This window comes from Paenibacillus sp. FSL R5-0923 (genome assembly GCF_038009145.1).
Taxonomy (GTDB): Bacteria; Bacillota; Bacilli; order Paenibacillales; family Paenibacillaceae; genus Paenibacillus_AQ.
In genome coordinates this window covers 1,324,968-1,346,430 of the sequence record NZ_JBBPAT010000001.1, presented here as the reverse complement: position 1 = coordinate 1,346,430, position 21,463 = coordinate 1,324,968, and the positions used below count along the sequence as shown (strand labels likewise).

The following is a 21,463-nucleotide window of genomic DNA, read 5'->3' as shown; positions in this document are numbered from 1 at the left end:
GCTCACTCCTTATTTAGACCGTTGTAATCCTGTATCTGTCTCATACAGACATTTATTAAACTTTCTCCTTTTTGATAAGCAACAGTAAACTCAATAATTTTATCAATTGCCTGTCCCAGGTTCCAACGGGGATGCCAATTCAAATCACTTGCGGCTTTAGAACAATCTAACTTTAGATAGTGTGCCTCATGTGGATGTGCACTGTTATCTACTTCGTAGCTTGCCCCATCCCACTTCCGGCAAATCTCTTGTACAATCCATTCCACTGGCCTAGCATCAGCGTCTGAAGGACCAAAATTCCAAGCACTAGCATATTGCTCTCCTTCTTGAAAAAGCTTTTCTGCCAGCATTAGGTAGCCACTTAATGGTTCAAGAACATGCTGCCACGGTCTGATAGAGGATGGGTTTCGTATAACAATCTTTTGATCGTTTAGAATAGACCTGATACTATCCGGCACTAACCTATCTGCTGCCCAATCCCCACCGCCTATGACATTTCCGGCTCTTGCAGATGCTACAGCAATCTTTCTATCCCCAACCTGATTATTCAAAAATGAGTTCCGGTAAGAACTAGTAACTAACTCGGAACAAGCCTTACTACTTGAATATGGGTCATAACCACCCAAAGGTTCATTTTCTCTATATCCCCAATGCCATTCTTTATTATCATAGCATTTGTCAGTTGTTACATTAACAACTGACACTACACTTGCACAATTTCTAACCGCTTCTAAGAGATTAATTGTCCCCATCACATTGACTTCATATGTTTCAACGGGATTCTTATATGATTCCCTTACCAATGGTTGTGCTGCCATATGAATTACTATTTCAGGCTGCGCTTCCTGCATAGCAGCATTCAGTCGCTGGCTATCTCTTATATCAGAGATTACATTACTTTTTAGAAGTTCCTTAATATCACACAAATCAAACAAGCTAGGAGTTGTCGAAGGTTCTAATGAATATCCTGTAACCTCGGCCCCCATCGAGCTTAGCCATAAACATAACCAGGAACCTTTGAAACCTGTATGACCAGTCACAAATACTTTCTTTCCATTCCAAAAAGTTGGATTAACCATTATACATTCACCGACTTTGTCTCCCAAGTTTTCCATGGTGCCTTTCCACTGCCCCAAAGATCTTCCAAGTAATTTTTATCACGCAACGTATCCATTGGCTGCCAGAAGCCTTCATGTTTAAATCCAAAAAGTTCACCATCACTTGCTAACCCTTCTAAAGGCTCCTTTTCAAAAAAGGTTTCGTCGCCATTAATGTAATTAAACACTTCCGGTTGCAGTACAAAAAATCCTGCATTAATCCAAGAGCCATCACCCTTAGGCTTCTCTTGAAAACCTTTAACCTCATTATTTGCAGCGATATCCAATGCGCCAAAACGACCGCTAGGTTGTACAGTAGTTACTGTTGCCAAACGTCCATGTAATTTGTGTTGGTTAACCAGTTCAGATATATTCACATCAGAGACGCCATCGCCGTAAGTTAACATAAATGGTTCATCTCCAACATATTTTTGTATTCTTTTAACTCTTCCACCAGTCATAGTATCAACTCCTGTATTTACAAGAGTCACTTTCCATGGCTCCGCTGTATGGGTATGTGTTACTAACTGATTTTCACTAGTGAAATCGAATGTAACATCAGATTCATGTAAAAAATAGTGTGCAAAATACTCTTTGATATAGAAACCCTTATAACCCAAACAAATAACAAAATCATTAAAACCATAATGTGAGTATAATTTCATGATGTGCCATAAAATCGGTTTTTGCCCAATTTCAATCATCGGCTTCGGTCTAAGATGAGATTCTTCGCTAATTCGTGTGCCATAACCACCTGCAAGAATAACTACCTTCATATCAATAGCCCCCCGAATCTATTTTTTATCTAGCACAAAAGTTCTGATCTTACTCACTACATAGTCGATTTTTTCTTTTGTTAATCCTGGATAGACACCCACCAAGAAAGTATCATTCATGATTTTATCCGTGTTTTTAAGATCTCCACTAATACGATAATTCACATTATGGAATGCAGGTTGACGAGTTAGATTACCGGCAAATAACATTCGTGTTTGAATACGATTTGCTTCCAAGTATTCAACAATCTCATTCTTAGTAAAACTAACACCGTCTTGTACAGTTAACATGAAGCCAAACCAACTAGGATCAGAGTTTTTGGTAGCCCTAGGAAGAATGAAGTACTCTCCTAAGTCCTTCAAGCCCTCATATAACCGATTGAAATTATCTTTACGTGCTTGAGTGAATGTTGGAACCTTTTTAAGCTGTTCCACTCCAATAGCCGCTTGCATCTCAGTAACCCGTAGATTATATCCGATATGAGAATATGTATATTTATGGTCATATCCATATGGTAATGATCCCAATTCCCAGCCAAACCGCTTGTTACAAGTATTATCACAACCTGACGGGCACCAACAATCTCTTCCCCAATCTCTAAAAGATTCTATGATTGATTTTAACAAAGCATTATTGGTGTATACTGCTCCACCTTCACCCATAGTCATGTGGTGCGGAGGATAGAAGCTTGATGTACCGATATGTCCATGAGTACCGGTCAATTTTCCATTAAATGTAGAGCCTAACGCATCGCAGTTATCTTCAACTACCCATAAATTATACTTCGCAGCGATCTCCATAACCTTGTCCAATTCGAATGGATTTCCCATTGTGTGTGCTACCATAATTGCTTTGGTCTTTGGTGTGATTGCTTCTTCAATACGATCCACAATGATGTTGTAAGTGCCCAATTCTACGTCTATAAAAACGGGAACAGCACCGTTCTGTACGATAGGTGTTACAGTTGTTGGGAAACCAGCTGCTACAGTAATTACTTCATCGCCTGGCTTGATTTGGCGATCCTTCAGCTTAGGAGAGGTTAATGCAGAAAAAGCCAATAGGTTAGCAGAAGAACCCGAGTTAGTAAGAAGCGCATACCTTACTCCTAGAAACTCTGCATATTCTTTTTCAAACTGTTTATTGTAACGACCGGCAGTTAACCAAAAGTCAAGTGAGGAATCTACCAAACTTCTCATTTCTTTCTCGTCGTATACACGACCTCCATATGATACTTGGGTTGCTTCGGGATCAAAGTCCTTATTTCTTTCGGAGTGAAAAAGTTCGTAATAGTTCTCAACTTTTGATAATATATCAAGTCTCATTATTTTCTCGAAATCAGTTTTGCTAATCTCAGCAAATGGAGTAACATCTTTCTGAGAGACATTTGTCTTTATACGGGTATCTAAATATAATGAATTCTTCAAATCTCCATGTGTAACTTCGAAGTTATACTTCTCTGAAGACCCATTTAGAAGATTATTAAATAGATTATAAACCTCGATCTGGTCCCCTCGCACATTAGAAGAAACCAAAGCATATTCATCAGATTCTTTAAATAATACAATCATACCTTGCTTTAACATTACTACACCCCTTAAGAATTTTTGGAGGCTCTAAAACTCCAGTATTTATGACCAAAAAAACTTACTACTGTAGTTAAAAAAAGAGCTATTGCCTGCGCGATTAGTTTATTCATTCCTATTGTATCAACTAATAAAGTTAATAGAAACAAATTAACAAAAAAAGTAATAGCATATACTGATACAAACTTTATAACACTTCTAGTGCTATAATTTTTTTGTTGAAAGGTCCATTTATTATTCCATAAATAACTATGGGCCACACCAATAATATGAGAAGTAATCAAAGCTTGCAAATAGTTGTTATTAACAAAATAAAGATAGATTGCATAAACACCCAAACCAACCAATGTATTTAAAATTCCAACAATAATAAATCGAATTGTTTGAGTACTCATAAACCACCTCTTTCTTTTACTTAGTTAAACCAGAGATCTCAGGTCCTGTTTTGATTTTTGAGATTGTTTCATCATTTATTGGAATAATAGAATTCCAATCATATCCTTTTTCATTGAATATCTCTGGGCTTGCTATGTGTCGTTTCAAACCATTTTCAATTAAAAAAATCCGAGATTGATTCGAAACAAGTTTACCTTCCTCCAACTGCGATGCCTCAGGCCAGAGCTTCTCACTAATTTCTTTATATCTTTCTTTTTTTACGTATATATTTTTTTCTACAGAATCGTATTCATTTAGACAGTTATAATATTGATTTATATACTCTAATATCGTTGGTGCAAACTCCGAGTATACATGACCCCAGACCTCATTGTCCTTTTCAAAGATAATTAATTCAGGTTTATTTTCCTTCAAGTCGTTAATCATTACTGTTTTGTATGCATCGTAAAACCAAGGTACTAAGGTAGTTGTTCTGGATGATGGTTTTCTATGGTTATTTATATAAGATTGGGGTGTGAGGCTAGTTATCCATACTGAATCATCTTCATTTGTAAGTTCTTGTATATATGAATCATAATAAATATTCTGCGCTAAAACCCCTTTACCCTTAAAAAGATTAATCCCAGCATTAGGAATATAACTGTTAAAAGAAACAAGAAAAATTAAGAAAACTAGAACCTTAATCCCCACTCTCTTAATCTCGGAGATCTCAGAAATCCTTAGAAAATAATACTCAACAACATAAGATACACAAAAGAATGAAATTATATAGTAATTTAAAGAATGAAAATCTGTATATCCTCTAATTCCACAAAATCCCAAGAAGAAAAAGAGAATTATACCACTTACCTTACTATTCTTAAATTGAATATGTACAAAAAGCAAATTGAATATAACCAGCAGTGAATTAAAAATAGTGTCTTTATTTACAGTTAATAAATAATTTTTTATATGTCCTGTCCAGTTTAATGGAGTACTTTTAAAGAGATCTATTACACTACTACCAAATCCGCCCAAGTAATTACTATAATAAGTACGATTCATTTGATACGCTTGTTCATAGAAATTTTCGAGATTTCCTGTGAGTAGATACCAAGCAATTAAAATAAGAAAAGGAATGATAATGATCACAGCTAATTTAATATATTCTTTAAGCCGTATTGGTATTTCCTTAGTTGGTAGCATTAATATATTGTATAAAAATAATAGAGCAATAAAAAAAACAGGGTATACGCTCACAAAAGCTGACATGATTGAAATAAAAATACACATTGAGATAATTATCATACTTTTAATCGTTAATGATTTTTCCTTTTGAAAAATGAGCGCTTCAAATAATAGAATTAACACAGCATATCCTTGGAATACATCGCTAAGAATCATGTATCCCCATGTAATATTTAAAGTAAGTGCATATATCAACATAAATATGAGAATGGTCTTCTTCCCAAAGTATGTAGAATAACGACAATACATAAAAACCCAAGTCAGCAAAATAACCATACTCATACATAACCGAAATGTCTCATAATCCCTAACACCAACAATTGCGAATATAGACATAAAATAATAAACAAATGGAGTATGTTGTGAGAAATACCCCTTATAGATATCTGATCCATTAGCAATATTTAAAGCGCCAAGCAAGTTGTCCGCTTCATCCATAAAGGCTGGATTTCTATGATACAGTAGTAACAGCGCAAAACACATTATAAAAAAAATATATATATTGATTCTTTTATTTGAACTTAACCTTTCTAGCAAATATATCCCCCCAATAATACCTATATTAATCCTTATAATTTTCCTTTTATATCCTCTATAAAGTCAAATTGTTTACTGTCCTCTAAATAGCTTACTACCCCCTTACAATTACCAACAAAATTGTCCTTTGTAAATGTTGAGCATAAAACCATAAGTTCCTTAGCTAAGGAGTCCGGGCTAATGTTATCCACTGAATAGATATTCTCATGCAACTTTGACAAGTCTTTATTCTCGTAAGAATTAGTAAGAACTAACATACCAAAGTGGGACATTTCCAACGGTGGGTAACTGGGGTGAGGTGAAATCATTAAAGAAACACCTATCGCACTTTCTTTCAGTTCATTTGCATAATCATCCAGTGACATTTTCCCTTTAGATTTGATAACCACTCCATTTCCGATATCTAAATCGTTGTGCTGCTCTCCAGCAGATATAATTTCCCATTCAGTGGGATTGGGTTGAATCCATACCCAGACTCTAAGCATTTCAACAATTATAGAAAACGCGTTTCTAGCAACTGAAGGTCTACCATAAACAAGTATTTTCTTTTTCTTCTTCATCATCTCAAAAGGTATCAAATATTTCTTCAAAGATGAATTGAGACGTGGTTCAAAATAATATTCTTCTGTAAATTTAAAGTCCTTGTTATTAAAAAAGTCTTTTAACAAGCTTGAGTTAAATACAGCAATTTGCTCCCCAGTATACTGATAAGTACTTAATGCCAACGAATATTGGCTAGACCAAGCATAGAACCCTGGTTCAAAATCCTGAATAAAATAAATGATCTTTTTCTCCGGTTGATTGTATTGTTCGGCTTGCCACCTCACAACTCGTTGAGCAAAATAAGCCGTCCACCATGAGGTTGCAATAAACAAATCCTCTTTCCCGATTGGCATTGTTTTATTGTACCGGTCATTGAAAGGAACAATATATGAGTTTTCTATCAAATCATCTTCAGATGATGAAAGAATATATTCAGAGAATTTCAGTAAGTCCTCATCGCTAGGCGAGGCATCTGTAGTAATAATCCGGCGATGTGATTTTTCTTCCGTTCTATATAATTCATCAAAAAAATGAAGAGCTGTGGAGATCCCACCAAATAAATGCTCTTGATTTATAGATGGGACTAACAAGTTGAGCCTTCTTTCAGTGTTATCAGATGGTCTCGGATTAAAAGGCGTTATTTCTCCAATATGCGTGTTCAAATAAGAGCTTACCGTTGATTGGTAGGCTTTCTTTAGTGTCTTGTTATTCTTCGCCTTCCTGGCGATATAATCAATAAATCTAGACATATAATTATCATTCTCCTTGTGATAACTTTGGTGCGAGATTATTCAGACTTAAGTTTCTATTAAAATAAGGATCGCCCTTTTCTAAATATGGACCATAGAAAAACTTAGACAATTCAAAGTCGATTGGAGGAATATATGACGACCTTGATTTCGATTCTAAATGATATAATTTCACATGCGGATCATATATATTAACTAACCCATGCTCAATTGACCGTAATGAAATCTCAACATCACTACCACAAATGATGAAATCTTCATTAAACAGCCCAATCTTTTCTAAGGTCTTCTTGGATATTGCTAGACAAGCCCCCGTAGATGCAATTACATTTCTTGTAACCATTGGTGATATATAAGGTGATCCGAAATGATTAGGATTCATTCCTTTAAATATGTGGTCTGCCCAGCCTCCGAGTCCAATTACTACTCCGGCATGTTGAATTGTATTGTCCTGATATAACAGCAAACCTCCAACCGTTCCAACATCTTCTCGTAGGGCCTTCTCAGCCAGTCGTTGGAGCCAATCTTCACTAATTACCAGAGTATCATTATTCAAAAATACAAAAATCTCTCCACTTGCTTCCCTTACTCCATGATTATTAAGCTTGGACCAGTTGAACTCATAATTGGCATTAACGATTCGTACAGAGCTTCTCAATTTTTGTTTTTCAAACCATTCAAACGTTTCCTTTTCAACTGAATTATTATTAATTATTAAAATTTCATAATCGGGGTAATCTGTTTTTTGTAGGATACTTGAAATACAAGGTTCCAACAGTTCCACTTTATCCTTTGTTGGAATAATAATACTCACTTTTGCCGACTTTACTCTGTATCTACTATCGTAAACAAATAGATGTTTATCTTCAGTAGCATAAGCATTATCCGCACCATATACTCTTGCTAAATGTTCATTAAGCGCGGCCAATCCTGCAGTATGCGCATAGGGCTTAGAATATGGATTTAATGCTGTGGAGGTATCGAGTTCTCTCCATGAGTAGAGCACTTTAGGAATATGATGTATTTTATCAGCTATTTCACTCATTCTTAATACCAAATCGTAATCCTGACTGCCGTTAAACTCTGTCCTAAATCCTCCAACCTCGTTAAACAACTTTCTTCTGAAAACAAGAAAATGACCGATATACATCTGAGATCTTAGTAAATCCGGTGACCAGTCCGGTTTATGCAACGGATTTTTCTTATTTCCATGCATGTCAACTTTATCTTCATCCGAATACAAAATATCGGCATTATGCTCATTAATCGCCTTAACCACTTCGAACAAAGCATGAGGTGCTATCTCGTCATCATTATCTAGCAGAGCAATATATTCCCCACTTCCTATAGAAACAGCTTTATTAGAAGCATTTGATATTCCAGAGTTCTCATCCAACTTAACGATTTTTATCCGAGGATCCTTTATGCTGTCCAGATAACGTCCTGTATCGGCATTTGTGGAGCAATCATCTACAATACACATCTCCCAAAATGGATATATTTGATTTTTAACGGATTCAATAGCCAACTCCAACCACTTTGGAGCTACATTATAAACCGGTACTACAATAGATATCATTGGTTTATTGATGAATTGCTCCATTTCTGCTCTCAAACACGCTTGTTCATCAGCGCTGAGTTCCTGTGATACATAGTCTGATGTTAATTCCCCCACAGTCACAACAGATTGAATCTTATTATTTAATGAGCGTGCTCCTTTATGTCGGAATTCCTGAAGACCTTTCTTAAATAAAGAGGGATTATTCTTCAACTTCCTCATCACCGAAAGACTGAGCCTAACCTTTGACCGGATTGGTTTAGGCACTAATTTTTTCACTCTATTTTTTAGTCGTAGTTGCTGTGAAATAAGTTCCAATTGATTTATATATTCATCTTTAAGTGCTTTTGTTTGCTCAAGTGAGGCGATAGTTTGTTCCAAAGAAATAATAGTTTCTTTAGCAACGTTGAACTGTTCTGCAACTTTCACCTTTTCCACATTCAAAGATTCATTTGTCATAGTTTGTACAGACAGGTGATTCCTCACCTCTTGCAATTCAACTTTAAGCTTCTCAACTTCTATACTTAATTCTTGCTCCTTTTGTTCTCGAGCCTTCATTTCAACACTAATATTTTCTATTTGTATATCCTTTTGTTTCAACTCCTGATTTTTAGCAGTATACTCCTTATGTGCTAGATCATAACTACTTATGGTAATCAGATCCCTCTCCAGATATCCCAACTTTTCAAGTAAGTCATGATAATCTCCCTGTTGATTGCGCTTATTAATCAAAGCTTCTGCTTTACGGATTATACCTTCATTCTCAGATACGAAGAAAAAGTTTCTATAGCTTGATTCACAATAATCCACATTGTAAATATTTCTATTATAAAAATCATCTATCGTAGATCTATAATCATATAAAGAAGATCTTCCAGCAGCCAAGAAATGAATTTTGATCATTCTTTCCCATATATCGAGACTTCCATGCGAAAAATTAAGATATGGCCAATGTTTTGAATCGAGGAAGTGCGTAAGATTATTTCTATCAGGAAGCCCATTTTGTCTATGTTCTTCTAACCATTGATAGTTCATTCCGTACAAGGATTCAAAATATTTATTAGCTCTAATCTCTGCTTCCTCCACTCCTGGAGTGTTGAATGGAGCTGCAAGTATGAACCCATGTCTGGATACTCTCATTAACTCGGAGATAAAAGCTTCTCTAAGTGGATCGCTTATGTGTTCGAATACATCAAGAGCAATAATAAAATCGAATTTATTATCCTCAATAGGCATATTAGTTGCATCCCCTTCAATATATGAAGGATCCTCTTTTAACTGATCAGGTACAACAATATCTAAGTAAGTTATTCTATCCTCAGAAAGAAATTTTTCTAGGTTTTTATGTTCATTAGCACCAACTTCTAAAATCGAAAAAAGTTGTCCCTCTTCTCGGACTGTGTTGATAAGCTCTGATGCATGTTTGTATCTTTGATATTGGTCAAATGGAACTATCATCATTAACAACTCCAATTCTTAGTCCAGAAATTTATTGTAAAATTTCCCATTCGTGATTAATATAAACAAGTCCCTCTGAAAAATACTTATTAACAATGGTAAACCCGACTATTTCCTGCTTATAATCTAAGCACACTATCCCCTCATTATTAAAAAGACCAACATCAATATTATAAGTACCTCCAAGCAAAGGCAATCTTGGTATTGTATACTTTACCTTATGTCGCCCTCTTGTATTGGGAAGTTCTATTTTTTCAAGGTGGGTATTCGGACCAAAGATATATTCTCTATCAGGAGTGTATAAGGCAACCCCCAATAATAAGCCACTAATCACTTTTTCGTATACATCATACTCCACTTCTACTTCAACCTGATCAAACGTCTTGAACTTTTTCCCGTTAATATTAACCTTGGTGATCATAGATAAAATATTAGGATTGTTAGGAAATATCATATCCGTCTCAATTTCTTCATTAATTTCACTTTCAACCTTCTCAGCATCTCGGGATTGATCGTCTTCGCTGCTGTTGTATTTCATATAATCCTCATATAAATCTACAATTTCACTAGATTCTCCAATTGCTTCTATTACTCCATCTTTCAACCAAACTGCTCTGTTACAAAATCTTTTCACTTGTTCCGTTGCATGGGAAACAAAAAGAATTGTAGTGCCGTTAGCCTTCAGTTCCTTCATCTTTTCAATGCATTTCATTTGGAAACGCACATCTCCAACTGCCAAAGCCTCATCCACAATCAGAATATCAGGATCAACATTAATAGCCACAGCAAATGCAAGTCTAGCGAACATTCCACTTGAATATACTTTCACAGGTTGATCAATGAAAGAACCAATATCAGCGAAATCTATGATTCCATTCATCTTTATATCAATTTCGGCTCTCTGTAAACCTATCATCAATCCATTTAAATATATATTTTCCCGACCTGTATATTCTGGATTGAATCCCGCTCCTAGTTCCAAGATGGCTGACATTCTGCCATTCACTTTAATTTCACCACTTGTCGGTGATAATACACCTGTAATTAATTTGAGAAGTGTGGATTTTCCAGAACCATTCCTTCCTAAAATACCCAGGGCATCTCCCTTATTGATTTCAAAAGAAATACCATTCAAAGCATTAAAATCTTCATGGTACTTCTTTTTCATAGGGAGAACGGATTCCTTCAAACGATCTATTGGTTTTTTATAAAGTTTATATGTCTTCACTATATCTTTAACTTCTATCATTAAGTTCATTATTCTCTTCCCCTTCTATATGACATCAGCAAAGTGGGGTTTTAATTTTTCAAAGGTTTTAATGCCGATTACAAGCGTTACTAAACAAAATAACCAAAAATAAAAAGTATAATAAGGATGATCATAAAAGGGAATGTGGGAAATAAACGAATCCCTAAAACCTTCAACAATATAAAACATAGGGTTCAGCTTAAAGATATATGTCCAAGATGTAGGCAGCATTGTATAAGACCATCCTATCGGTGTAAACCAAAATCCAATCTGTAATATGATCATAATGATCTGATTCAAATCTTTAAAGAAAAGCACTAAAGCAGAAGCTAGAACACTTAACGAAATTACTAGGGCTACGGAACAAATTACGTAGTATAAAATCTGAAGATTATATAGAGAAGGATAATATCCATAAACACTATAGATTATAAAAATGAAAAACAGGAAAAACATATGAACAAAAAAGGCGGAAGTGATCTTAACCATCGGAAGTAACTCAATCTTAAATACTACCTTTTTGACCAAGTAACTATACTCAGAAAAAACATTAGTAGCACTGGAAAAAGCTTCCGAGAAAAAGAACCAGGGCACAATAGCTACAAGAAACCAAAGAATAAAAGGTGTATCTGAAACATTACCACTTCTTAACCCGATCTGAAAAACAAACCAATAAGTAGCAATAGTCATCAAAGGTTGAATAAATCCCCATGTTATACCAAGGTATGAGGAAGCATACTTCGTTTTAAAATCATTATTACCTAAACTAAAAATCAACCTTCTACCCGAAAAAATGGTTTTAAAAAAAATCATTATATCCCTGTACGAAAAAACCACCATTGTTATAAATCCGCCCAATAGACCACTTATGATAGTACTCAATGCCGCCAGTCTTAACGATGTACCATCAACAACTTCAGTAATAAAAGATTGAGCAGAAAAAGTAATGAAAGGATCTTTATCAGCCGTTTTTAAAACAACCGCTGTTTCACTTTGAGCAGAAGTTGTTAGTTGATTCTCGTTGTATGATAATTCTTTCAGATTGATTTTCTTTGCAGTTACCCCAGTTAACTTCATATCACTAATACTAACAGTCGCAATATTTGAGCCAAAATCAATTCTAAGTTCTAGCGTTTTCTTAGGAAGTGTAAAGCTCATAGTTTGCCACTCATTGGCATTGGCATAGGTAGAATGAAATGACTGTATTTCTGACCAGTCATCCCCACGATTCGTCTGATAAAATAGCTGGTATTCATCAGCAACATCAGATTTCACTTTAAAGCTCAGATCTATTTGTGTATTGTCGCGTTGATATTTCTCAACATACCCAAACATAATATAAGAAAGCGCCAGAAAAAACAGAATAAATATTATTCTCTTGAATTTCATCAATCTAAATTTCCCTTCATTTATCAACATATATATTTTTTTCTTGTCGATTGTTTTTCATTCACGTACACGAATTTATAAGGAGCATTGTCGAATCCAGTATACGGTAAAAAGACCGCTCCGTCGAGAAATGTTGATAATATGCGTCTCTACGCATGCTATGGTAGTACCTACTCTTTATATTGTAAAGTCTCTGATTTAAGTAAGATAATTCGTTATGTGTATCGTATTTTTATTGCCTAGACCTCGGAATCCCCCCCCTCTTAAATTTAATGGAATAAAGTAATGCATTCACGTTAGTTCTTTCATCAAAACAAGTTAATGTTATCATACAAAACGCAGTGTTGAAACTCTCCAGTATTTAACTTATTTTACACGTGGTTAAACATTCACCAATTTGAGTCTTTCAGTGTGCAGGCTTCTCACAATTCTCTTGTTTAACACATTAATATGGATAGAACATGGACAGGCCCCACTCAATCAGAGTAAAATGAGAACAACAATGCATCCTTCCACAGAGTCCTTTAGAATCCGAACCATTAACTATAATAACATTTATTAGTTCATCAATAATCAAGGGAGAGTTGTTTAAACAATGAAAGGTATAATTTTGGCGGGTGGCAGCGGGACACGTTTGTACCCTTTAACCATGGTTACAAGCAAGCAATTGCTTCCGATTTACGATAAACCGATGATCTATTATCCTTTATCCACTTTAATGTTAGCAGGCATAAGAGATATTTTGATTATCTCGACGCCAGAGGATACCCCACGGTTCAAAGATCTTCTTGGTGATGGTTCTCAATTTGGAATCTCGCTGCAATATATTATCCAGCCCAATCCGGATGGTTTAGCACAAGCGTTTATTTTGGGAGAATCCTTCATTGATGATGAATCGGTTGCAATGATTCTTGGAGACAATATTTATTATGGAAACGGCATTCGCAAGATGCTAAAACGAGCTTCCAGCAAGGAAAAGGGTGCCACTGTATTTGGATACCATGTGCAAGATCCGGAACGCTTCGGTGTTGTAGAATTCAATAATGATGGTAAAGTTCTAAGCGTGGAAGAAAAACCTAAGAACCCAAAATCGAATTACGCTATAACAGGTTTATATTTTTATGACAACCGTGTTGTAGAGATCGCAAAAAATGTGAAACCCTCTTCACGAGGGGAGCTTGAGATTACATCAATAAATGAAGAATACTTAAATTTAGGAGAGTTGGATGTAGAACTACTTGGACGTGGCTTTACATGGCTGGATACTGGAACCCATCAGAGCTTAGTAGATGCTACTAATTTTGTCAGAACTATTGAAGATCATCAGGGCATTAAGATTGCTGCACCTGAAGAAATTGCATATATTAACAAGTGGATTACACAAGAACATTTATGGGAGTGCGGAAATAAACTAAGTAAGACCGGCTATGGCCAGTACCTCATGAAGGTAGCAAACGGGAAAATTCAATATTAAATAACAGAAAGTGTGGGGGAACATGAAGTTTACAGAAACTGCACTGCAGGGTGTGTGGGTTGTTGAGCCGCAAGTTTTTGGTGACCACAGAGGTTGGTTCATGGAGACATACAGCGAAAGTAAATTCATAGAGCAGGGAATTTATTTAAATTTTGTGCAGGATAATCAATCCTACTCTGCAACCAAAGGAACGCTGCGAGGACTGCACTACCAGTTAAACCCAAAAGCACAAAGTAAATTAGTTCGCTGCACGCTAGGGTCTATCTATGATGTCGCGGTTGATATCCGTAAAGGAAGTCCCAATTATGGAAAATGGTTTGGCATTGAGTTATCCGCCGAGAACAAAAAGCAATTGCTTATCCCTAAAGGTTTTGCCCATGGTTTCATGACTTTGAACGAGAATGTGGAAGTGCAATATAAGGTTGATGAACTTTACTCTCCAGAGTGTGATGGGGGTATTCTGTGGAATGACCCATCCATTGGGATTCAATGGCCTATTGATGTTGTGCCCGTTTTGTCAGCCAAGGATGAGCGTGCACCTCTTTTAAAAGATGCAGATTTAAATTTCACATATTAAATAACATCAAAAAAATTGGCCTGTACCCTTGAGTTCCATTTCGGAATGTCTAAGGCACAGGCCAATTATATTTATTTACTTATTCCATACCATCACTAGTTTATTACAAGACTATGCAATTAAATTTATGCTAAAATATTGTCGTACCTACAGGAAAAGGAGATTATAACGTGTCGAAACCAGTATACGGTAAAAACGCCGCTCAGTCGAGAAATGTTGAAAAGACAGCAAGTCCGATATGGGCCTTGGTTGTTGCTTTTATTTTATTTTTATGTTGGGCCCCATTTCAAGTGGGATTATTTAACGGACAGCAGTTAGACTTCGAGAAGCCTATATATGTGTCAGCACTAGTAAGTGGACTTTTGCTGCTAGTCTGCGTTGGCTTATACTACAAAAAATTCAAACTAGATGAACAGAGGGACTTAGTAGCTTCAGCTTCAATATTACTGCCTCTGACTTATGCTCTATCATTGTTTGTCGCAGTTTCGCATTATATGGCGATGAATATGTTGTTTATTCAGAGCATGTATGTTGCAGTCTTCATTATAGCCTTTTATCTCTTGAAGCAAAAGCAAGTAAATGTTGTCATTCAAAATGCCATTCTAGCAATCGCTTATTTCATAGTAGGGTTTGGACTACTAAATTGGTTGGGGAGTAACAAACTAGCGGGAACTCTAGTGGGTTGGTTCTCAAACACCGTAAGAAATAATATCTACTTAGATGCAGTAATGACGGACTCTAACGGACTTCGTCTGACTTCGATCTTTCAATATGCAAATACCTACGCAGCATTCTTGATGGCCTTTCTATTTGTAGCTATATTTGCTCTTATTCGCTCTAAAAAATGGTACGGAACGTTAACACACAGCCTTATGTTAGTTCCCGTCATTGTATCGATCTTATTAACATTATCTCGTGGTGGTTTAGTATTGCTACCTGTCGTATTTATATTGCTGCTGATGTTCCTGAAACCTGCACAGCAAATCCTTTGGATTCTACATCTTGGTGTTGCTGGTATTGCTTCGTTACTCATTACGACTCCAGTGACTAACCTAGGATTAGAATTAAATACGAATTTCACTTCTTCCGGTGCCTTGAAGGGCTGGGGTTATCTGCTTGGAGCTTCAATGGCTGTTGCTGTAGTATCTTGGGTCATTCAGAGGTTTGTCGCTCCTTGGCTAGAGAAGAAGCTTAGCAATTGGTCGTCGCGTAAACTGACAGGTCTATGGATTCCACTTGGTTCTGTTGCACTCGTCGGAATTGTAGCTTTCCTACTAATAGGTACAAGCGCAAAAAATATCTTACCTAGCAATATGGCAACTCGTCTTGAGAACATCAACTTCCAGCAACATAGTGTTCTTGAGCGGATTACTTTTTATAAAGATGCGATGAAGGTAGTTAAGGATTATCCGATTCTTGGTGCTGGTGGTGGTGGATGGTCCTCATTATATGAGCACTATCAGAACAACCCTTACACCAGCCGCCAAGTGCATAACTTCTTTTTACAATACTTGATTGAGGTTGGGATCCTTGGTTTTATCGTATTTATGGGATTCATTTTGTATATTTTCTATAAATACATTCGTGGGTATGTGAAACGGGATAAAAATGATTTTGAGAATGGTTTCTTTTATCTAATTATTGCTCTATCCATTCTTGTTCACAGTCTACTAGATTTCAATATGAGTTATGCCTTTATGGGAATACTCGTCTTCCTTGGACTGGCGGGAATGGCAGTTGTCATGGATAGTAAAAAGCTACGTAAAAGTTGGAATAAAACTGGTATGCGGCTTGGATATTCCGCTGTTCTCACAGTAGGAACTGTATTCTTGATATTCCTCTCGATTAGCTATATTGGTTCCAGTAATGCAGCCCTAAAGGGTAAAAATCTAATCGGGGTTAGTAATTCTTACGAGGAAATTAAGAAACCATTAACTGAGGCTTTAAAAACACGTCCAGGTCATCCAGAATCAGTCTTGTACCTATCCTCGTTAGATCTACAGGTCTTCAAGCAGAATCAGGATGAACAATTTCTAAATGAGGCTTATAGTGTACTGACTCGAGCACTAGAGGACGAGCCATACAACAAAAATATTTTAACTCAATTAGTAACCTATTATGACCTAAAAGGTCAAAATGATCTTGCATACGGTGTTTACCGTGATAATGCTGATAAGTTTAACTGGGATATTAGTTGGTATGATACTCTCATCAGCCGTTCCCTTGCATTAGGTCAACAAGCACTTAATCAAAAGGATGAGATAAAGAAACAAGCGTATTTCAATGAAGCTCAAGAAGCATATAATCATGTTCTTACTGGAATAGAACATCTGAAGACCCTTCCACCAGAACAACTGCAAGGGCGTCCTTTCTCAGTAACGCCAACTATCGCTTTAAACGTTGGCAAAATGCAACTTTTATCCGGACAAGAGGATGCAGCCAAGACAACTCTGAAGCTTAATTCGGATCCTAATTACACGGATATTATGAATAGTGAAACTCCATGGAATATTGATTGGTACAGTTCACTCATCAGCCGTTCTTTTGATTTAGGACAAGCGGCTTACGCACAACAAGATAATGAAGATAGATTAGAAAATATGAAAGCTGGCTTTGCCGTTGGGCTTTTGGCCTACAATCAGTTACTTGCGGATAATGAACTTTCCAAGACTCTTGCTCCAGATGTGAAACTGAAAGTAGGGAAAATGCATTATATGTCTGGACAGCTACAAAATGCAGTCTCCATCTTGAAACCGGCCTTAAGCCAAGATTTGACAGATGCAAACAATCGTGAAATTGCTCGTTGGTACCTTGCTGCACTAACGAAAACTGGTGGCGAGGATCAGGCGATATACGATTCGCTGATCGCAGCTGATCCTGCGGAAGCAGCACAGATCGAAGCCATCGCAAATTCACAATTTTAAAAAGGAAGAAATCAAAAAAGCGCGCCGCTGTAATTACAGCGGCGCGCTTTTTTCAATGATATGAGTTCTATTTAAAGCCCAGCCTTAGCAACTTCATTATCGACAAGCTCTTTCATATAACGAAGTAAGTCATCTTTAAGCTCTTCATGCTGAAGTGCATAATGAATAGTGGTCTGAATGAAGCCCATCTTCTCACCTACATCATGGCGTTTGCCTTCAAAATCATAAGCAATAATCCGCTCCACTTCACTTAAGCGGGAGATCGCATCCGTTAGCTGGATTTCTCCACCTACACCTACCTGCTGCTCACCAAGCATATCAAAGATGCGTGGAGTCAGGATATATCGTCCTAGAATCGCTAGATTAGAAGGAGCATCTTCTCTCTTCGGCTTCTCTACAAGGCGATTGGCCTTATAGACCCGCTCAGCCAACTCAGTTCCATCCACCAATCCATAGCGGGAAACTTCTTCCCAAGGCACAGGTTGAACACCCACAATAGAGGATTTGTACTGTTCATATACTTCCATCATCTGTTTGAGACAGGGTTTCTCCGACTCAACAATATCATCACCTAGCAGTACTGCAAACGGTTCGTTGCCTATGAATTTTCGAGCACACCAAATCGCATGACCAAGACCTCTCGGTTCTTTTTGGCGAATGTAATGGATATCAGCCATTTCAGAGGATTTGCGAACAGACTCAAGAAGCTCCCACTTCTGCTTCTCTGCTAAATTAAACTCTAGTTCAAAAGAGTTATCAAAGTGGTCCTCAATCGCCCGTTTACCTTTCCCCGTGACGATAATAATATCCTCGATTCCGGAAGCAACTGCTTCTTCGACAATATATTGGATCGTCGGTTTATCTACTATTGGTAACATTTCTTTAGGCATTGCTTTGGTTGCAGGCAAAAAACGGGTACCAAGACCTGCAGCGGGGATAATGGCTTTACGGATCTTCATCACATTAACTCCTTCTGTCGGTTACTCTTCCATTTTAAAAGTCTGTATAGTAAAATGGCATATTTCCTTCAATTATAGCAGTTATACCAGACTAATGTCAGAGAGTTTGTTATATTTGTATATCAATTCCAATCACACCCGGGGAGACGGAAGTATAAAACATTTATCGCAAGATCCCCCCTTTGCTAACTCTCACCTATACATTATCTAGTATATGCAAGTAACAAAGAGGACGAGATGATATCTATAAAAAAGGGCCAAGCAACTCCAGAGTATCCTCCGGTAGTCACCAAGCCCTATTCCTTTACCCCCTATTACTTCGCGTTAACCAATTGTCCCCGTGTAACCCCCAGCTGATTTGTAGCCTTCAAGCTCTTCCATACCTGCGTACCAGAGATTTCACCACGCAGTGCGCGGCTGTAAAGGCTAATTACCTCAGCCACTTGCTCTGGTGTCTCTTCCAGGAACTCCACACGGTACGAGGATACGCCTAGATCACGGAAATTGTTCAAATATTCCGCACCGGACTGCTCAACTGCGTTATAAACAGTATTACGGCAGCCTTCATCCACACGAACCGGATGTGACATTCCAATACGGTCTTGCAGGGATGCGCGGTGCTCTTCACATGGACGGCCACAGTTCGTAAAGTCTGTGCCTTCACTCATGAAGGTACAGTATACACAGTGCTCTGTGTGGAACATTGGCAAATGCTGATGGATTACGATCTCCATACGAGAAGTATCGCTGTGTTCAAGCAGGTCAACCATCTGCTGAATGTTCAAGTCATAGGATGGTGTTACCATTTCACAGCCTGCCTCAAGGAACAGATCCACTGCCTTATGATTGGCAATGTTCAGTGAGAAATCGCCGATCAGGCGTGGATGCACGGCATCAGGCTGCTCTTGGCGGCGGCGCAGATAATAATACAGCGCGCCGGTATTGCGTACTAACACGGCATCAGGCTGCAGGCGCAGAATATTGGCGTGGTAGCCGTTCTCGCCCGGCATATGAATGCGCGGTGTGGCCAGCGCGATGCTGGCCCCTGCAGCCCGTACCGCATCTACCGCTGCCGGGAACTGCTTGATAAACTCGAAGTCGGCGTAGATGTTTCTCACGCCGGCCTCGAGCACAGCCTGCACCTGCGGCAGGCTGCGGCACAGCGCGGTGAGCTCCGCTTCACCGGCGCGCTGCGGAGCGACGTCCCTGCGGGTAGCGTCGCCGTAGACCTCGATCGCCCGTTTCACGTACACGGGCGGTTTCGGGCGCTCGCCCGCAAGCAGCTCCACCGCTTGGCGGCGGATGCTGTTCAGCTCGCGCATAGGGACGATGACGTCGCCTTGCAGATGCGACTCTAGCGCGTCAAGCTGGAACACGGTTCCGCCCAGGCGGCCGAATTGTTCTTCCAGCAGCGCAGTATCCATCGGACGCTTTTGCGCTGTTTCCAGCGCGAGCTCCGAGTCCACACGGACGGTAACGTTCTTCTGAACGTCCGTCCACCAGGTGGTCAGCTTCTCGCCGACGCAGCCCTGCACTCGCACATGTACCGGGAATACCCGGTACGGCTTCTCTGTCTCATAAGTCTGGCGCAGCGCCTTGTCTAACGCAGGGTCATTTGTCTTCCAAATGCGGTCACCGACATTTAGACGACGCAGATCCACATCATTACGACCGGCTACGATGTCGATGATCCAGCCTTCTCCGGCTTCACCTTCGAGCTTCACACCTTTACGACGAAGGTCGTAAACGCGTCCGCCTTCTTCTTTTTTCGTCGGATCCCCTGCATCAAACACGATTCCGTCTCCCCGCTTAAGCGGTGCATGAATACGGCAGACAACTCCATCACGAAGAATTTGTTCAACCGTTCCGAGATATACACCACGGCTTTTCGGGAAAGTGCCGTCTACGAGCTTTTTATTGTTCGTTCCATCTAGGAAACCATGCGTGAAACCGCGGGAGAAGCTTTGTTGCAGTTCACGAACTTCTTCCTTCGATGGTTTGGACATATCGCCATCAAAATACCGATCAATTGCCTTACGGTACTTACTAACTACATTCGCAACGTATTCCGGGCTCTTGAGGCGCCCTTCGATTTTGAAAGAAGTTACACCCGCCTCGATCAGCTCAGGCATAAGATCAATAGCTGCCAAATCCTTAGGGGAGAGCAAATAAGTCACATCACCCATTGGTTTAACTTCTCCATCCACCATCAGATCATAAGGCAGACGGCAAGCTTGAGCACATTCTCCGCGGTTGGCGGAGCGTCCACCCCACATTTCCGAAGTTAGACATTGACCCGAATAAGAGACACATAAGGCTCCGTGCACGAATACTTCCATCGGCAGACGGGCTTGTTCCCCTATCGTCTTAATTTGCTTCAGATTGTTCTCACGACCGAGTACCACACGCTCCAAACTGAAAGGCTTAGTGAACTCAACCGCCTCCGGGGAAGTAATCGTCATCTGTGTCGATCCATGAATCGGGAAGTCTGGTGAGATTTCACGAATCATTTTGACCAAACCTAAATCCTGTACAATCACTGCGTCCACGCCAGCATCTACACAAGCGTCAATCAGTTCTTTCGCATCAGACAATTCATTTTCAAAAACCAGTATATTAAAGGTCAGGAAACCCTTCACACCATAGCTATGCAAAAACGCCATAATTTCCGTCAGCTCGTCCATGCGAAAGTTATTCGCTCTCGCCCGTGCATTAAACTTCTCTACGCCAAAAAAGATAGCATCCGCTCCGTTCGCTACCGCCGCACGCATGCAATCCCAGTCACCTGCAGGTGCCAATAGCTCCACGTCTTCTCTGCGTATTTGTTGCTCTTTCATTTATATCCTCCCAAACCGCCATGTGGCGGGTCATTTCTAGTTGATTAACTTGATAATTGTATCAAATATCACATCTCAGCGCCATGTGTTTACCAACATTTATATAAAGAAAAGAACGCCCCACGCCAT

Annotated in this window: 14 protein-coding genes; 3 read left to right on the top strand and 11 right to left on the bottom strand. The window is 38.6% G+C overall.

All coding sequences use genetic code 11. The annotated features are described in order from the left end of the window. Positions 1–2: 2 nt before the first annotated feature. Genes rfbG through MKX35_RS05830 form a run of 9 tightly spaced genes read right to left on the bottom strand, consistent with a single transcriptional unit; the run spans position 3 to position 12,563 of the window. A complete protein-coding gene (rfbG, locus tag MKX35_RS05870; protein WP_076297852.1) occupies positions 3–1,079 on the bottom strand; it encodes a CDP-glucose 4,6-dehydratase in 1,077 nt (358 codons plus the stop codon). Further along, entirely contained in the window at positions 1,079–1,873 is a 795-nt protein-coding gene (gene rfbF, locus MKX35_RS05865; protein WP_076297853.1) for a glucose-1-phosphate cytidylyltransferase, read from the bottom strand. The genes rfbG and rfbF overlap by 1 nt, the downstream gene beginning before the upstream one ends. Before the next feature lie 18 nt (positions 1,874–1,891). Further along, on the bottom strand, positions 1,892–3,457 hold the full coding sequence (gene rfbH / locus MKX35_RS05860; protein WP_218641845.1) for a lipopolysaccharide biosynthesis protein RfbH: 1,566 nt from the start codon (positions 3,455–3,457) through the stop codon (positions 1,892–1,894). An 11-nt stretch (positions 3,458–3,468) separates the two neighbouring features. Next, positions 3,469–3,852: a GtrA family protein gene (locus MKX35_RS05855; RefSeq protein WP_076297854.1), complete on the bottom strand. Its 384-nt coding sequence runs from the start codon at positions 3,850–3,852 to the stop codon at positions 3,469–3,471. 16 nt (positions 3,853–3,868) lie between these two features. Next, positions 3,869–5,617, bottom strand: coding sequence for a hypothetical protein (locus tag MKX35_RS05850; RefSeq protein WP_076297855.1), 1,749 nt, complete (start codon positions 5,615–5,617; stop codon positions 3,869–3,871). A gap of 32 nt (positions 5,618–5,649) precedes the next feature. Further along, on the bottom strand, positions 5,650–6,909 hold the full coding sequence (locus MKX35_RS05845; RefSeq protein WP_076297856.1) for a rhamnosyltransferase WsaF family glycosyltransferase: 1,260 nt from the start codon (positions 6,907–6,909) through the stop codon (positions 5,650–5,652). A 7-nt stretch (positions 6,910–6,916) separates the two neighbouring features. Then, on the bottom strand, positions 6,917–9,928 hold the full coding sequence (locus tag MKX35_RS05840) for a glycosyltransferase (RefSeq protein WP_218641846.1): 3,012 nt from the start codon (positions 9,926–9,928) through the stop codon (positions 6,917–6,919). A gap of 28 nt (positions 9,929–9,956) precedes the next feature. Further along, on the bottom strand, positions 9,957–11,183 hold the full coding sequence (locus MKX35_RS05835; RefSeq protein ID WP_076297858.1) for an ABC transporter ATP-binding protein: 1,227 nt from the start codon (positions 11,181–11,183) through the stop codon (positions 9,957–9,959). 15 nt (positions 11,184–11,198) lie between these two features. Next, positions 11,199–12,563 carry an ABC transporter permease gene (locus tag MKX35_RS05830; RefSeq protein WP_076298112.1) on the bottom strand — a complete coding sequence of 455 codons (1,365 nt, stop codon included), beginning with the start codon at positions 12,561–12,563 and terminating at the stop codon, positions 11,199–11,201. A gap of 595 nt (positions 12,564–13,158) precedes the next feature. Between MKX35_RS05830 and rfbA the strand changes: the two genes are divergently transcribed. From rfbA to MKX35_RS05815, 3 genes are all read left to right on the top strand, one after another. Continuing rightward, on the top strand, positions 13,159–14,037 hold the full coding sequence (rfbA, locus tag MKX35_RS05825) for a glucose-1-phosphate thymidylyltransferase RfbA (RefSeq protein WP_076297859.1): 879 nt from the start codon (positions 13,159–13,161) through the stop codon (positions 14,035–14,037). Positions 14,038–14,059: 22 nt separating this feature from the next. Continuing rightward, entirely contained in the window at positions 14,060–14,614 is a 555-nt protein-coding gene (gene rfbC / locus MKX35_RS05820) for a dTDP-4-dehydrorhamnose 3,5-epimerase (protein WP_076297860.1), read from the top strand. Positions 14,615–14,784: 170 nt separating this feature from the next. Beyond that, the gene (locus MKX35_RS05815) at positions 14,785–17,538 is read left to right on the top strand and encodes an O-antigen ligase family protein (RefSeq protein WP_076297861.1); all 2,754 of its coding nucleotides are present in this window, start codon (positions 14,785–14,787) and stop codon (positions 17,536–17,538) included. A gap of 71 nt (positions 17,539–17,609) precedes the next feature. Here the strand turns inward: MKX35_RS05815 and galU are convergent, their stop codons facing one another. Both galU and MKX35_RS05805 read right to left on the bottom strand, forming a co-directional pair. Next, positions 17,610–18,497, bottom strand: coding sequence for a UTP--glucose-1-phosphate uridylyltransferase GalU (gene galU, locus MKX35_RS05810; protein ID WP_076297862.1), 888 nt, complete (start codon positions 18,495–18,497; stop codon positions 17,610–17,612). Between the two features lie 314 nt (positions 18,498–18,811). Continuing rightward, entirely contained in the window at positions 18,812–21,334 is a 2,523-nt protein-coding gene (locus tag MKX35_RS05805) for a U32 family peptidase (RefSeq protein ID WP_076297863.1), read from the bottom strand. Between the last annotated feature and the right edge of the window lie 129 nt (positions 21,335–21,463).

Bases quoted from the DNA above. Each gene is read 5' to 3' on its own strand.
- MKX35_RS05840 (WP_218641846.1), bottom strand. From the start codon at position 9,928: ATGATGATAGTTCCATTTGACCAATATCAAAGATACAAACATGCATCA.
- rfbF (WP_076297853.1), bottom strand. From the start codon at position 1,873: ATGAAGGTAGTTATTCTTGCAGGTGGTTATGGCACACGAATTAGCGAA.
- MKX35_RS05805 (WP_076297863.1), bottom strand. From the start codon at position 21,334: ATGAAAGAGCAACAAATACGCAGAGAAGACGTGGAGCTATTGGCACCT.
- rfbG (WP_076297852.1), bottom strand. From the start codon at position 1,079: ATGGTTAATCCAACTTTTTGGAATGGAAAGAAAGTATTTGTGACTGGT.
- MKX35_RS05830 (WP_076298112.1), bottom strand. From the start codon at position 12,563: ATGAAATTCAAGAGAATAATATTTATTCTGTTTTTTCTGGCGCTTTCT.
- rfbH (WP_218641845.1), bottom strand. From the start codon at position 3,457: ATGTTAAAGCAAGGTATGATTGTATTATTTAAAGAATCTGATGAATAT.
- rfbC (WP_076297860.1), top strand. From the start codon at position 14,060: ATGAAGTTTACAGAAACTGCACTGCAGGGTGTGTGGGTTGTTGAGCCG.
- MKX35_RS05835 (WP_076297858.1), bottom strand. From the start codon at position 11,183: ATGAACTTAATGATAGAAGTTAAAGATATAGTGAAGACATATAAACTT.
- MKX35_RS05845 (WP_076297856.1), bottom strand. From the start codon at position 6,909: ATGTCTAGATTTATTGATTATATCGCCAGGAAGGCGAAGAATAACAAG.
- MKX35_RS05855 (WP_076297854.1), bottom strand. From the start codon at position 3,852: ATGAGTACTCAAACAATTCGATTTATTATTGTTGGAATTTTAAATACA.
- rfbA (WP_076297859.1), top strand. From the start codon at position 13,159: ATGAAAGGTATAATTTTGGCGGGTGGCAGCGGGACACGTTTGTACCCT.
- galU (WP_076297862.1), bottom strand. From the start codon at position 18,497: ATGAAGATCCGTAAAGCCATTATCCCCGCTGCAGGTCTTGGTACCCGT.